The sequence below is a fragment of the Pseudomonas sp. C8002 genome (assembly GCF_013385765.1).
Taxonomy (GTDB): domain Bacteria; phylum Pseudomonadota; class Gammaproteobacteria; order Pseudomonadales; family Pseudomonadaceae; genus Aquipseudomonas.
Map to the genome: position 1 here is coordinate 32,453 of NZ_JACAPJ010000037.1, position 13,499 is coordinate 45,951.

Annotated in this window: 11 protein-coding genes; 7 read left to right on the plus strand and 4 right to left on the minus strand. The window is 63.6% G+C overall.

Going from position 1 to position 13,499, the window contains the following annotated elements:
* The first annotated feature begins 7 nt into the window (after positions 1-7).
* The 5 genes from HX814_RS28700 to HX814_RS28720 are packed head-to-tail and all read left to right on the plus strand — an operon-like array spanning position 8 to position 6,247.
* The gene (locus HX814_RS28700; protein ID WP_177009197.1) at positions 8-1,225 is read left to right on the plus strand and encodes a glycosyltransferase family 4 protein; all 1,218 of its coding nucleotides are present in this window, start codon (positions 8-10) and stop codon (positions 1,223-1,225) included.
* Positions 1,216-2,319, plus strand: coding sequence for a glycosyltransferase family 1 protein (locus tag HX814_RS28705; RefSeq protein WP_177009198.1), 1,104 nt, complete (start codon positions 1,216-1,218; stop codon positions 2,317-2,319). Before HX814_RS28700 ends, HX814_RS28705 begins: the two co-directional genes overlap by 10 nt.
* Before the next feature lie 2 nt (positions 2,320-2,321).
* A complete protein-coding gene (locus HX814_RS28710; protein WP_043225192.1) occupies positions 2,322-3,749 on the plus strand; it encodes an O-antigen ligase in 1,428 nt (475 codons plus the stop codon).
* A 2-nt stretch (positions 3,750-3,751) separates the two neighbouring features.
* Positions 3,752-5,167 carry a murein biosynthesis integral membrane protein MurJ gene (murJ, locus tag HX814_RS28715; protein ID WP_177009199.1) on the plus strand — a complete coding sequence of 472 codons (1,416 nt, stop codon included), beginning with the start codon at positions 3,752-3,754 and terminating at the stop codon, positions 5,165-5,167.
* Between the two features lie 36 nt (positions 5,168-5,203).
* Positions 5,204-6,247 carry an acyltransferase family protein gene (locus HX814_RS28720; RefSeq protein WP_177009209.1) on the plus strand — a complete coding sequence of 348 codons (1,044 nt, stop codon included), beginning with the start codon at positions 5,204-5,206 and terminating at the stop codon, positions 6,245-6,247.
* A 113-nt stretch (positions 6,248-6,360) separates the two neighbouring features.
* Here HX814_RS28720 and HX814_RS28725 read toward each other — a convergent pair whose 3' ends face one another.
* Both HX814_RS28725 and HX814_RS28730 read right to left on the minus strand, forming a co-directional pair.
* A complete protein-coding gene (locus HX814_RS28725) occupies positions 6,361-6,942 on the minus strand; it encodes a DUF4174 domain-containing protein (protein ID WP_003208227.1) in 582 nt (193 codons plus the stop codon).
* Between the two features lie 164 nt (positions 6,943-7,106).
* Positions 7,107-7,727 carry a glutathione S-transferase gene (locus HX814_RS28730; protein WP_177009200.1) on the minus strand — a complete coding sequence of 207 codons (621 nt, stop codon included), beginning with the start codon at positions 7,725-7,727 and terminating at the stop codon, positions 7,107-7,109.
* Between the two features lie 70 nt (positions 7,728-7,797).
* Here HX814_RS28730 and HX814_RS28735 point away from each other — a divergent pair, with 70 nt between their 5' ends.
* A complete protein-coding gene (locus HX814_RS28735) occupies positions 7,798-8,013 on the plus strand; it encodes an AbrB/MazE/SpoVT family DNA-binding domain-containing protein (RefSeq protein ID WP_003208231.1) in 216 nt (71 codons plus the stop codon).
* Here HX814_RS28735 and HX814_RS28740 read toward each other — a convergent pair.
* Positions 8,010-8,588 (minus strand): GNAT family N-acetyltransferase, encoded by a 579-nt coding sequence (locus HX814_RS28740; protein ID WP_008434573.1) that lies wholly within the window; start codon positions 8,586-8,588, stop codon positions 8,010-8,012. The two genes, HX814_RS28735 and HX814_RS28740, sit on opposite strands and share 4 nt — an antisense overlap.
* Positions 8,589-8,660: 72 nt before the next feature.
* Positions 8,661-11,018 (minus strand): DNA polymerase II, encoded by a 2,358-nt coding sequence (locus HX814_RS28745; RefSeq protein WP_003208233.1) that lies wholly within the window; start codon positions 11,016-11,018, stop codon positions 8,661-8,663.
* Positions 11,019-11,248: 230 nt separating this feature from the next.
* Here HX814_RS28745 and HX814_RS28750 point away from each other — a divergent pair, with 230 nt between their 5' ends.
* Positions 11,249-13,483, plus strand: a complete 2,235-nt coding sequence (locus HX814_RS28750; RefSeq protein ID WP_177009201.1) for a TonB-dependent siderophore receptor — start codon at positions 11,249-11,251, stop codon at positions 13,481-13,483.
* Positions 13,484-13,499 lie beyond the last annotated feature (16 nt).

The window sequence follows — 13,499 nt, forward strand, 5'->3', positions numbered from 1 at the left end:
GCCACCCATGCGCATCCTCTGGATCCTGCCCTACTCGCCTTGGCCCGCTACCAGCGGCGGCAAGACGCGCCAGTTTCATTTGCTGCGCAGCCTGGCTGCGCGCGGGCATCGGATCACCTTGCTACTGCATGACAAACATGCGGTATCGCTGACGGATCGCCACGTGCTGGAAGCCTTTCTGGAACAGGTGATCATCCTCCCCCGCCGCCCGCTGCGCAGCCTGAAGACCCTGCTGGCCGGGCTGTTTGCGCCGTACCCGTTGCTGGCCAGTGTGAATGGCCTGTCGGGTGAACTGCAGGACACCTTCGAGCGCTTGCTGACCGAGCATTGGGACGTGGTGCAGATCGAACATACCTACACCTTCCAGCCTTACGAAGCTGCATTGGCCCGTCGCTCCCAGCCGTTTGTGCTGACCGAGCACAATGTCGAATCGTCCCTCGGCGCCGCGACTTACGACCGCCTGCCCGGCTGGGCGTTGCCGTTCATACGCTACGATCAATGGCGCTACGGCCGCTGGGAACACCGGGTGATGCGCCAGGCCGCGCAAGTGGTCGCCGTGACCGACGCCGACGCCCAGACCCTGGCGCAGATTGCCGGCAAGCCGGTACCGGTGGTGGTCAACGGGGTGGATTGCGCGCACTTCGCTGCTGCCCGACCCGACCCGACGACCCGCCGCGTGCTGTTTCTGGGCAACTACGAATACGCGCCCAACGTCGATGCCATCGAGTGGGCACTGGATGAGATCCTGCCGAAAGTGTGGGCCCGCTGCCCCGACGCACGCATGAGCGTCTGCGGTTTCGGCATGCCGGAAAGCTGGCGCGAACGCTGGAAGGACGGACGCATCGAATGGCAGGGCTTTGTCCCCAACCTGCTGGCCCTGCAATCGAGTTGCTCGGTGTTTCTGGCACCGTTGCGCCATGGCGGCGGCTCCAAGCTCAAGGTGCTTGAAGCCCTGGCCGCCGGCCTGCCGCTGGCGAGTACCGACCAGGGCGTGTCCGGCCTGGACCTGGTGGAAGGCCTGGATTACCTCGGCGGCCAGACCGCTGAAAGCCTGGCCGACGCCGTGGTGCGCCTGCTGCAACAGCCTGAAGTCGCTGCTCCCATGGGCGAAGCCGGTCGCGCCTATGTGCGCCGTGCCCATGACTGGAGCGTCGCCGCCAGCCAGCTGGAGCAGGTGTACGCGCAACTGTCGCCCCAGAGCCAAAAGGAGCCGGCATGCGCATAGGCCTCGATTACCGCACCGTCGGCACCTCGCCGCAATCAGGCATCAGTCGCCAGGTGTACGCCCTGGAAGATGCCCTGCGCACCCTGCCCGGCATCGAGCTCGAACGCTTCAGCGTCGCGCCGCTGGGGGATGAGCTGCGCCTGAACGTGCATTGCCCGGACTGGGGCTGCGCCAAGACCGCCATGCACCAGCCGCACCAGCGCCTGCGTTTCGAGGCGGGCTATCTGCCCAAGGCGCTGCGCAATGAGCACATCGATGTGTACATCAGCACCTTCAATATGGGCCTGCCGCTGCCGCCCACACCCCAGGGCCTGCGCACCGTGGTGCTGCTGCATGACCTGTTTCAGATCACCCTGGACAACTATCACGCCAACCGCCTGAAGGCGCTGATCTACAAGGCCAGTGATCGGCTGTCGATCACCTATGCGGTGCACACGGCAGACCGGGTGTGGACGCCTTCGCAGTACAGTGCCGACGAAACCGCGCGGCTGTTTCCCAAGGCGGCAGGCAAGATTCGCGTGTTGCCCAACCAGGTGGTGGGTTTTGTCGGACTGCCGGCGGACCTCTCGGCCCGGCAACTGCCCGAGCGCTACTGGCTGCTGGTGGGTACCCGGGAATTGCGCAAGAACGTGCCGTTCCTGGTGGACGCCTGGCAGCAAGCGCGCAGCCAGTCGCCGAGCGTGCCGGAACTGGTGCTGGTGGGCAGCCTGGAGCATTTGCCCGAAGCACAACGCAACTACCCGGGGATACGCGCCTTGAGCGGCGTATCCGACGCTGAATTGCACGGGCTCTACCGCAAGGCCTTGCGCCTGTGGCAGCCTTCCTACGCGGAAGGCTTTGGCTTGCCGGTAATCGAAGCCCTGAGCGTCGGCACTCCGGTGGCGGTGGCCAGCGGTACCTCGCTGGACGAAATCACCCCGCCGCTGGCACCGCGGTTTTCACCCACGGACGGCGCGGCGCTGGTGCAATTGATGCTGCACCTGGCCGACCAACCCGTCGAACAACCACCTGAACAGTTACGCAGCTGGGCCGAACGCTTCAACCACCAGGCCTACCGTCGGCGCCTGGCCGAACTGATCGAGGAATTGAATTGAGAATCTCACTGGGTAGCCTCGTCGCCATCGTCTTCGGCCTGCTGTTTGGTGGGTTGATCCTGTTTCTTTCCCCGGTCAAGGCCGTGCTGGCAGTGATCGGCCTGGCCGCTGCCGTGACGATTCTGCGGTTCCCGTTCTGGGGACTGCTGCTGTTCGCCCTGGTGGCGACGTTCATGCCCTACTCCACCCTCAACCTGGGGATTCGCAGTACGGTCAGTGAGGCGCTGATCGCCCTGACCTGGGCGGCGGTGATCTGGCACGGTTTCCTCTCGCGCCTGCCGGCCGCCCCACCGCTGTCGCGGCGCCCTACCGACCGCATGTTGATGTGGCTGATGATCTTCACAGTGGTGCCGTTTATCGTCGGCCAGGTCAGCATCACCGCCGAGGCCAGCGGCGTGGCGAACTGGTTGCGTTGGCTGCTGAACCTGTCGGTGCTGTTCCTCGCCGCCAAGCTGCTGGTTGAACAGAAGAACCGCGAAGCCCTGGTGATCGCCTTGTTGCTGGGCACACTGGCGATGCTGGTGATGTCCATCGGCGTATTTATCCGCTCGCGCTCGGCCTCGGGCATGTTGCCGATCCTGACCCTGATGAACTACGGCAGCCTCGACACCCTGTCCCTGGGCCTGGGTGCCATGGCCTCGCGGATGGGTTCGCCATGGATGCACCCGAATGCCACCGGCGGGATCATGGCGCTGCTGCTGCCATTGGCGTTCTGCTACGGCATCACCAACACCGGCTGGAAACGCGGTCTCGGCCTGGGCGTTGCCTGCCTGGGTGCGGCGGCCCTGCTGTTGGCCAGCAGCCGGGGGGCGATGGTCAGCCTGGCGCTGGTGCTGATCTGGATGGCGTCGCGCCGGGTGCCGTACACCGGGCGTTTGCTGATGATCGGCGTGGCGTTGGCCGTGGCGCTGGTGCTGTCGTACCCACCGTTGCAGGAACGTCTGGCGACAATCTTTTCGGCGCAGAACGCGAGTACCGAAGTGCGCTTTGACGAATACCGCATGTTCCCCCAGGCCGTGGCCAGTTACCCGCTGGGCATTGGCTTCAAGGTTGACCCTCCGGTGCCGGGTACGCACCTGCTGGGGATTTCCAACCTGTGGCTGAATTTCGTCTACAAGACCGGGGTGATCAGCATGCTGCTGTTTATCGCAGTGACCTGGCGCTGGTGGCGCGAGTCCCGTCCGGAAATCGGCCCGATCCGCCTGACCAAGGACAATGCGATCTGGCTGGGCAGCACGGCGGGGATTCTGTCGGCGCTGGTCAGCGGCTTTTTTGACCACTACTTCAGCTTCGCCCTGGTGATGATTGCGCTGTTCTGGCTGATGGTGGGGATCAACGTGCTGGAGGCGCGGCGTCTGTTTCCGGCGCGTCTGCCAAAGGTCAAGACCGTGGCGCATCGCAAGCCTGTGTTCAATAGCGTCGGGCCCTAGGCATGCTCGGATCGGCGTTCTGGTTGACCCTGGCAACCTTGCTGGGGCTGTGCCTCGGGTTTGCCCGTGAGTGGTTGCTGGTGGCGGCGTGGGGTGCGGGCGAGCGCAGCGATGCGTTCCTGATCGCGCTGTTCTTGCCCGAAGCGTTACGCATGTCCCTGGCCGGCGGTGTGCTGAGTGCCGCCGCCCTGCCGCTGTACCTGCAACGCAAGGACGGCGAGCGCCTGGACTGGCTGGCGGTGTTGTTCCCGGCGCTGTTGCTGATCGCCCTGGTGACCAGCCTGCTGCTGACGTTGCTGGCGCCATGGCTGGTGCAGCTGCTCGGCCCGGGGCTGGCGGCGACGGCCACCAGCCTCGCCAGCAGCAACTTGCAGATTCTCGCCTGGAGTGTGCCGGGGCTGATGCTGCATGCGCTGTTCAGTATTCCGCTGCAGGCCAGCGAGCGCTTTGTGGTCGCGGGGCTCGGTTCGTTGCTGTTCAACCTGCCGCCGGTGACCTACCTCGCCCTCGCCGGTACCGCCACGCAACCGCACTCGCTGGCGTTGGCCTGCCTCACCGGCAGCCTGCTGATGCCCCTGGCGCTGTTGCCGTCGATGCTGCGCCTGGGCTGGCGGCCGTGGCGGCTGCGGGCTTCGACATTGGAATTGCGCGAGCTGGGCGCTCGCATAGGCCCGCTACTTTTAAGCAACGGTGCCAGCCAGGGTTTGGCGCTGATTGAACGGCTGGTGGCGTCCTTGCTGGGTGAAGGTGCGGTGACCTGGGTCAACCTGGCCCGCAAGCTGATGAACTTGCCGTTGATTGCCCTGATGAGCCTCAACCAGGTGCTGCTGGGCATGATGAGCCGGCGCCAGGGCGACGAGCGCCTGGCCCTGCTCAAGCGTGGCCTGGAAACCGCCAGCCTGCTGACCTTGCCCGCAGGCGTCGGCCTGGTGGCGGCGGCGCCGAGCCTGGTGGCGTTGCTGCTGCCGAAGCAGTCGGTGGATTCGCCGTTGCCGCTGTTGCTGGCCTGGTTTGCCGTGCCGCTGGTGTTCGGCGCCTGGAACGCCCTGCTGGCGCGTTATGCCTATGCCGCCGGCGACACCCGCCAGCCGCTGCGTTGCGAGTTGCTGGGCAGCCTGGTGAACGTGCTGCTGCTGGCTGCGCTGCCGTTTGTGTTTGGCCTGGCGGGCATTCCGCTGGCCGCCCTCGCCGGGGTGTTGTGCACCGCGTTGCTGTTGATGCAGCGCCAGGACTTGCTCGGCGCCCTGCCCTGGAAGCGGCACTGGGTGTTGAGTGCATTGATGATGGGCCTGGCGGCGTTGGTGCTGTTCAGGATCCAAGGTATCTGGCTTCAGCTGGGGTTGAGCACCCTGGCGGGGGCCGTGGTGTTGCTGGGCATGGGCCTGTGGCTCAAGCCGTGGCGCAAGGCAGATTTATAGAGTGGGAGCAGTCAGGTGAAAAAACGCTGGATTCAAATGGATATTGCCAAGGGCATTGGCATCCTGATCATCGTGTTCGGGCATGGCTGGTTCGTGGAGCATTCCCCGAACCTGCTGTACCCGATACTCGCGGTCTTCATCCTGCCGCTGTTCTTTTTCCTCTCCGGGGTGTTCTTCAAGCCCGAGCAGCCGTTCGTTGAAATGGCGGTGCGCAAGGCCGATGCCCTGCTCAAGCCGTTCTTCACCACGATGCTGGTGTACGTATTGGTGCGCGACATCCTGCGCGGCCAACCGCTGCTGCCCGACATTGGGGGCGTGCTGTACGCCTCGGTGGATACCCTGCCCTGGCAGGCCTTGTGGTTCTTGCCACACTTCTGGGCGGCGATACTGTTTGCCTGGGTGATGCTGCGGCTGATGCAACGCCTGGGCCTGTCCCTGGTGTGGAGTTGCGTGGTGGTGGGCGTGCAGTTGCTGCTGGGGGTCTGGACCCTGGACTGGTTCTGGCAGGTACCGATCACCGTCGGCGGCCAGACCTGGACGATGCCGGGGCTGCCCTTCAGCCTGGATGTCACGTTGATCAGCAGTACCTATTTCATCCTCGGTTATCTGCTGCGGGACGTGCTGCGCAAACATCAGAGCTCACTGCTGAGCATGGTGGTGGCGCTGGTGGTGTACTTCGCGATTTTCATCCCGACCTGGGACACCATGGACCTGGCCCAACGGCGCTATGACCATTGGTTCTGGACCAGTGCACTGGCGGTGATCGGTGTGTACATCTGCTGGGCGCTGGCCGGGTTGATGATGACGTCTGCGGTGCTGACCCGCGCCATGACCTACATCGGCCAGTCGACACTGATCCTGTTGATTTTCCACGGCGAGATCCAGCACAAGACCATTGCCCTCCTGCAGCACCTGGGCCTGCCGGATGTGGCGGCGGCGTTTATCGGGCTGGTGGTGGCGGTGGTGGTGCCGTTGATGATCGGCGAGGTGATCAAGCGGGTGGCCTTCCTGCGGTTTTTCTACTTCCCGTTCCCGGTGCGCAAGGCACCGGCGGTGGCCGGTGAAAAGCCTGGAGCTTGAGGCGTGATGTGGGAGCTGTCGAGCTTTAGCGAGGCTGCGATGGCATCACCGCGGTGTGCCTGAATTACCGAGGTGATGCTATCGCAGGCAAGCCAGCTCCTACAGAAAAACGCTCAATCATCCAGTGCCGGTTGTGGCGCTGGATGCTTGGTGTTTTTGCCCGCCTTGGCTCCAGGCTTGCCTGCTGCAGGGGCAGCGGGCTCAGGTTCGGCCGGGGCGGCAAGGTCCTTTTCAGCCTGGGGCATCTGATCAATCGCGCTGAAGAAATCCGCCAGGCTGAGGGTGTCGGGTGGCACGGTCTTCTCGAGTTTTTTCTCGCCGTCCTTGCCCACTAGGATCACCTTGGTACCACTGCCGGCGCCCAGCTTGAGTGCGCGGATCAGCGCGTTGGTTTCCGGCGGCGCGAGCTTCTTGTTGTCCTTCGCGTCCTTGGCGAACTTCTCGCCTTCAGCGCCGATGCTGCCAAAGGACACGGTGTACAGCACCATGTTGCGCTCTTCAAAGGACTGCTTGTTGGCAGGCTCGTCCAGCTGTTTCTTGAGGGTGGCCAACGTCGGGTTGCCGGAGTCGAGCTCCACCACCACCAACGGACGGGACTTGCCCAGGTCCTGCTTGAGCGGATTGAGATCATCCGCGGCCAACAGCGGCCCCGTAAAAGCCATCAGGGTAGCCAGGGTCAGCGACCGGATGAGCATGCACACCTCCTTTGAATTCCATGCAGGGTTCTTGAGTTTCATGTCTGCGACAGTCAAATTCAAGGATGATTCCTACAACAACTTCAGAAAGCGTAGGTCAGGACGCCCGCGACGCAAGGCGTTTAGCCACCTTACGCCTCATTGTTTCTTTTGATTGCGGATGCTCACGACGGCCAATGCCGGGCAAATACCGGCGCTACGTTTGGGTGGGCATCCACCTGCGCCAGCACCCGGGCAAACTCAGGCCGCGACTGTTGCAGCGCGTCCCGCCCGCCTGCCCAACGCGACACCGCCGCAGCCATGATCGCCAGTGCATTCGGAACCTGCGCCGGGGTGAACAGTTGCTCGGCAAATTGATCGGCAAACACCTCCCAGGCCCTATGCAGGCGGCGACGGGTGCCGCTGATCAACTGTTCATGCTGCTGCGCATCGGGGCTGTCGGTCCAGCGTTCCGGATAGTCGATGATGCCAATCGCCGAGTAACAGTTGGCGGCGATGTACACCAGGCCGCGAATGACTTGGGCGGGCTCCTCGGGCAGCAGCCCTGAGGCGGGAAACTGCAGGCCCAGGTGAATCAGGATCGCCGCGCTTTCCGTCAACACGCTGCCATTGGGCAGTTGCAGGGTGGGGATTTGCTTGAGCGGGTTGATCCGCGCCAACGCCTCGTTGCCCACGCGGTCTTCCCAGGAGCAGGCGTCGACCTGGCACCACTCGACACCGCAACGCTGCAGGGCAATTTCGATGATGCACGAGCCGGTGCCTTGGGTTCCGTAAAGGGTGTACACAGTGCCAAGCCTCCTGGCAGTGGATTGAGGTGTTAGGCTAGGCCGTTCATTCGTTCAACGGGAAGCCATCATGCACAGCAAACGCGTCACGATCGAAGACTGGGACGGCGACGGCGCCATCCGCCTGCCAGACGAAGCCTTGCAGGAACTGGGGCTGGATGTGGGCGACACGCTGTACATCGTCGAGACCTATGTGGGCACGCAAAAAGGCTTTGTGCTGTCGACCACGCCGAAAATTGCCGACCGGATGGATGAGTTGGTGGAAGAGCTGAGCCATAAGCCCTAGCGAGCCAGCCTGGCTTGCAACCCCGCCTTCACCTGTGGCCATTCCGGATCAATGATGCTGAAGCGCACCGAGTTGCGCTTGCGGCCATCGGGCATGATGCGCTCGTGGCGCACGATCCCTTCCTGTACCGCGCCGAGGCGCAGGATCGCGGCCCGGGATTTTTCGTTGAGTTCATCGGTGGTGAACTGCACCCGCACGCACTCCATCACTTCAAACGCGTGGGTCAGCAGCAACAGCTTGGCCTCGGTGTTGACCCCGGATTTCTGCACCGACTGGCTGATAAACGTGTGGCCGATCTCCAGCTTGCGGTTGACCCGGTCGACTTTCCAGAACCGGGTGCTGCCCACCACTTCACCGGTGTCGCGGCGCACGATGACAAACGGCATCACGGTGCCCGCCTCACGCCCGGCCAGGGCAATGTCCACGTACTTTTCGACGGTGTCGGGCCCCGGCACGTTGGTGACCTTGAGGTTCCACAACTGCCCGTCGGCAGCAGCCTGTACCAGGGCGGTGGCGTGTTCGCGTTGCAGGGGCCGGAGTTCGACCGTGGTGCCGGTCAGGGTGATTTCAGTCATGGGAGGGCTGCGCTGTATGGTGGTCGTCAGTGGCCAAGATTGCAGGCTCTCGCCACCTCAAGGCAAGCCGTTTCAGAACAAGCCCATCTGGCCGCCCACCAGGGTGCCGAAGTCATCGTTTACAAACGGCAGGATCGCGTCCGCCACCGGTTGCAGTTGCCGGGTGACGTAGTGGTCGTAGTCGATCGGTGCCTGGCGCACTTCCAGCGGTTCGGGGCCGTTGACGCTGATCACGTAGCTGATCCAGCCACCGTTCTGGTACTGGCGCGGGCGGCCCTGGCGGTCGTTGTATTCGTCGGCCAGCCGCGCGGCGCGCACGTGGGGCGGTACGTTGCGCTCGTAGTCACCCAGTTGCCGGCGCAGGCGCTTGCGGTAGATCAGCAGGTCGTCGAGCTCGCCGCTCAAGGTGCGACGTACGTAGTCGCGCACATAATCCTGGTGGGGCTGGCGGTGGAAGATGCGCTGGTAGAGTTCCTGCTGGAATTGCCGGGCCAGGGGCGACCAGTCGCTGCGTACGGTTTCCAGGCCCTTGTAGACCATTTCTTCGCTGCCGTCGGCACGGGTGACCAGCCCGGCGTAGCGCTTTTTGCTGCCTTCTTCCGCACCACGAATGGTCGGCATCAGGAAGCGGCTGAAGTGGGTTTCGTATTGCAGTTCCAGGGCGCTTTGCAGGCCGAACTCACTCTGCAGGCGCTCGCGCCACCAGGTGTTGACGTGCTGCACCAGGTCCAGGCCGATGCGCGTCGCGTCTTCCTGGGAATGGGGGCTGCCGAGCCAGACAAAAGTCGAGTCGGTATCGCCGTAGATCACCTCATAACCCCGGGCTTCGACCAGCTCGCGGGTCTGGCGCATGATCTGGTGGCCGCGCAGGGTGATGGACGATGCCAGTCGCGTGTCGAAGAAGCGGCAACCACTGGAGCCGAGTACGCCGTAGAAGGCGTTCATGATGATCTTCAGCGCTTGGGACAGCGGCGCGTTGTGTTCGCGCTTGGCCACTTCGCGGCCCTCGGAAACCCGCGCGACAATCGACGGCAGGCAATGCCGGGTGCGGGAAAACCGCGCACCGCGAAAGCCTTCCACCGACTCGCTGTCTTCGGGGTGACGCAGGCCTTCGATCAGGCCCACCGGGTCGATCAGAAAGCTGCGGATGATCGACGGGTAGAGGCTTTTGTAGTCAAGCACCAGCACCGACTCGTAGAGGCCCGGGCGCGAATCCATGACAAACCCGCCGGGGCTGGCCTGGGGTGGTTTGTCTCCCAGGTTCGGCGCGACGAAACCCTGGCGGTGCATCAGCGGCATGTACAGGTGCGTGAACGCTGCCACCGAACCGCCGTTGCGGTCTGCCGGCAAGCCGGTGACGCTGGCTCGTTCGAGGAGGAATTTCAGCAGCTCGGTCTTCTCGAAAATCCGCGTGACCAGCTCGCAGTCCTTGAGGTTGTAGCGTGCCAGCGCGGGCTTGTCCTCGGCGAACATGCGGTTGATTTCGTCCATGCGCTGGTACGGCGTGGAGATCGATTTACCTTCACCGAGCAAGGTCTGGGCGACGTTTTCCAGGCTGAAGGATTCGAAACTCCAGGTGGCCGAGCGCAAGGCTTCGATGCCATCGATGATCAACCGCCCGGCCGCTGCCGCGAAGTAGTGATTGCGGCTGCCGTGCTCGCGCCAGCCCATGGCATCGCCGCCACGGCCCAGCAGCAGCGGCACGTTCAGGCGTTGCGCGTGTTCGTGCAGCACGCGCAGGTCGAACTGCACCAGGTTCCAGCCGATGATCGCGTCGGGGTCATGGGTGGCGAGCCACACATTCAGGCGTTCGAGGAGTTCGGCGCGGGTGTCGCAGTAGTCGAGCTTGAAGTCCACCGCATCGGTGTTGTTGGGCGGGCCGAGCATGTACACCTGGCGCTCGCCGCAACCTTCCAGGGCGATGGAATACAGGTCGCCCTGGGCGGTGGTCTCGATGTCCAGCGACACCAGCTTGAGGGGCGGGCGGTAATCCGGCGCGGGTTTCATCTGCGCCTCCACCAGCATGCCGCCCTCGCCCGCTTTGCCGCCGAACAACACCGGCGCGGTGATGAAGCGCTCCATCATGTAGCGATCGGGCGGGCGCACATCGCCTTCGTAGACGTCGATGCCGGCTCGACGCAGGCGCTTTTCCAGGTCCATCAATTGGCGATGCTGTTTGGTGTAGAGGCCCAGCACCGGGCGATGGTGGAAGTCGCAGAGCGCCAAGTCACGCAACTCGATACCGCGCTCGCCCTTGAGCTGCAGCTCGGCGGGCTTGCGATGGGCTTGCGGGATGAACATCACGGAGGTCTGCACCGGCAAGCGCACGAACCTGGGGCCTTGATCGGTAGCCAGCCAAAAGCTGACCTCCGTGCCCGCCGGGGTGTCGCGCCAATGCCGGGTCAGGACAAACCCCTGCTGTAAATCCACCTTGCCACACCTCTAGAATCACTTTCAGGGCGTGATTCTACTCGGCCTGTGCCACGGCGCGGCGACTTAACCGAAATGGCCTACGTATACGGAGAGAGTAATCTCACAAACTTGTTGCAGAACATTAATGACAATTACTATCATTCGCACCGGAGTCGTATCCGCGCAGCGAGGACGCGCAACGTTGTTGTCCTTTTCCTCACATTGACGGTTCGCCGTCAGGATCGACCATGCCCACTTCCACCCGTTTGGCTGTGCCGTTTCGCCCTACCCTGCTCGCCCTTTGCTGCTCCCTGAGCCTCGCCGCTCACGCCGCCACTCCAGAAACCCCGCAGGATGCGAACAACAGTCAGGACGGCAAGGCTCTGGAACTGGGTGCTACCACCATCAGCGCCGACGCGGCCACGCCCAACGCCCTGCCCCCGGTGTACGCCGGCGGCCAGGTCGCCCGCGGCGGGCAGCTGGGGGTGCTGGGCAACCAGGACATCATGGACGTGCCGTTCAGCATGTCTTCCTACACCGAAAAATTGATCCGTGACCAGCAGGCCGAGAACGTCGGCGATGTGCTGCTCAACGATTCGTCCGTGCGCCAGGCGTCGGGGTACGCGAACCAGGCCCAGGCCTTTGTGATCCGTGGCCTGCCGCTGAACGGCGATGACATTTCGTTCAACGGTCTGTACGGCATCCTGCCGCGCCAGATCATGTCCACCGACGCCCTGGAGCGGGTTGAAGTGTTCAAGGGCCCCAACGCCTTTATCAATGGCGTGACGCCCGGCGGTTCCGGGATTGGCGGCGGCGTGAACCTGCAACCCAAGCGCGCCGATGATGTGCCGTTGCGGCGTTTCAGCACCGACATCAGCAGCGATGGCCGGGTCGGCGAGCACCTGGATATCGGGCAACGTTTTGGCGAGGACAATCGTTTTGGCGCACGGGTGAATATTTCCCAGCGCGAAGGCGACACCGGGATCGATGACGAGAGCCAGCGTTCGAAGCTGTTTGCGGTTGGCCTGGACTATCGCGGTGATGCGCTGCGTTTGTCGGGAGACTTTGTCTACTCGAAACAGCAGATCAATGGCGGGCGCAACACCGTGTTGCTCGGCCAGAACCTGACCCATATCCCCAACGCGCCTTCGGCCGACACCAACTACGCGCCGAGCTGGGGCACCAGCAGCCTGGAAGACACTTTCGGCATGTTGCGCGCCGAGTACGACCTGAATGACAACTGGACCGCCTACATCGCAGGCGGCGCCAAGCACACCAACGAGATTGGCCGTTACTCCTCGGTCACGTTGAATGACACCCTGGGCAATGCCACCGTCAGCGGCTCGCGCATCGCCCACCAGGAAGACAACACCAGCCTGATGGCGGGCTTGAATGGCAAGTTCCAGACCGGCGCTGTCAGCCACAAACTGAACTTCGGGTTGACCGGGATCTGGGCCCAGACGCGCAACGCCTATGACTTCGACCTCAACGGCCACGCCAGCAATATCTATAACCCGGTGGACGTTGCCGAACCGGTCAAGGGCAGTTTCGTCGGCGGCGACCTGAACGATCCGGGCATCACCGCCAAGACCTTCGCCCGCAGTGCAGCGGTCTCGGACACCCTGGGCTTTATGGATGATCGCTTGCTGGTGACCGCCGGGTTGCGCCGCCAGGAACTGGTGGTCCAAGGGTATGCCTACGGGTCGGGCCCACGTAACGCCGATTACGACAAGTCGATCACCACACCGGTGTACGGCCTGGTGTTCAAGCCGTGGGACCACGTGTCGTTCTATGCCAACCATATCGAAGGCTTGGCCCAGGGCCCGACCGCACCTCAGAACGCCGGCACCGCACCCATTACCAACGCCGGCCAGGCCTATGCCCCGGCGCGCTCGAAACAGACCGAAGCCGGGGTCAAGCTCGACATGGGTACCTATGGCGCAACCCTGGGTGTGTATCGCATCGAGCAACCAACCGACGGTTACTCACAACTCAGCGCCGACGGCTTGAGCGCCACCTATGTTCGCCAGGGCGAGCAAGTCAACAAAGGCGTTGAGCTCAACGTGTTCGGTGAACCGATCGCCGGCCTGCGCCTGCTGGGCGGCGCAACCATCATCCACACCGAAGTCCACGGCACCCAGAACGGCGCCAACGACGGCAACCGCGCCATCGGCGTACCGACCTTCCAACTGAATGCCGGCGTGGACTGGGATGTACCAGGCCTGCAAGGCGTGACAGTCAACGGCCGGATGCTGCGCACCGGCGGCCAATATGCCGACGCGGCCAACAACCTCAGCCTGCCCGCCTGGAACCGCTTCGACGTGGGCGCCCGCTACACCTTCAAGGTGGAACAGCGTGACGTCACCCTCGGCGCCACTGTGGAGAACGTCGCCAATACCAAGTACTGGGAATCGGCACTCGGCGGCTACCTGACCCAAGGTGACCCGCGCGTGGCCAAGCTGTCGGCCAGTATCGACTTCTAACCCTAGTCAATGTAGG

Coding starts and splice junctions, on each gene's coding strand:
- HX814_RS28740 (WP_008434573.1), bottom strand. CDS start 8,588: ATGACTGAAATCACCCTGACCGGCACCACGGTCGAACTCCGGCCCCTG.
- HX814_RS28750 (WP_177009201.1), top strand. CDS start 11,249: ATGCCCACTTCCACCCGTTTGGCTGTGCCGTTTCGCCCTACCCTGCTC.
- HX814_RS28735 (WP_003208231.1), top strand. CDS start 7,798: ATGCACAGCAAACGCGTCACGATCGAAGACTGGGACGGCGACGGCGCC.
- HX814_RS28720 (WP_177009209.1), top strand. CDS start 5,204: ATGGATATTGCCAAGGGCATTGGCATCCTGATCATCGTGTTCGGGCAT.
- HX814_RS28705 (WP_177009198.1), top strand. CDS start 1,216: ATGCGCATAGGCCTCGATTACCGCACCGTCGGCACCTCGCCGCAATCA.
- murJ (WP_177009199.1), top strand. CDS start 3,752: ATGCTCGGATCGGCGTTCTGGTTGACCCTGGCAACCTTGCTGGGGCTG.
- HX814_RS28700 (WP_177009197.1), top strand. CDS start 8: ATGCGCATCCTCTGGATCCTGCCCTACTCGCCTTGGCCCGCTACCAGC.
- HX814_RS28725 (WP_003208227.1), bottom strand. CDS start 6,942: ATGCTCATCCGGTCGCTGACCCTGGCTACCCTGATGGCTTTTACGGGG.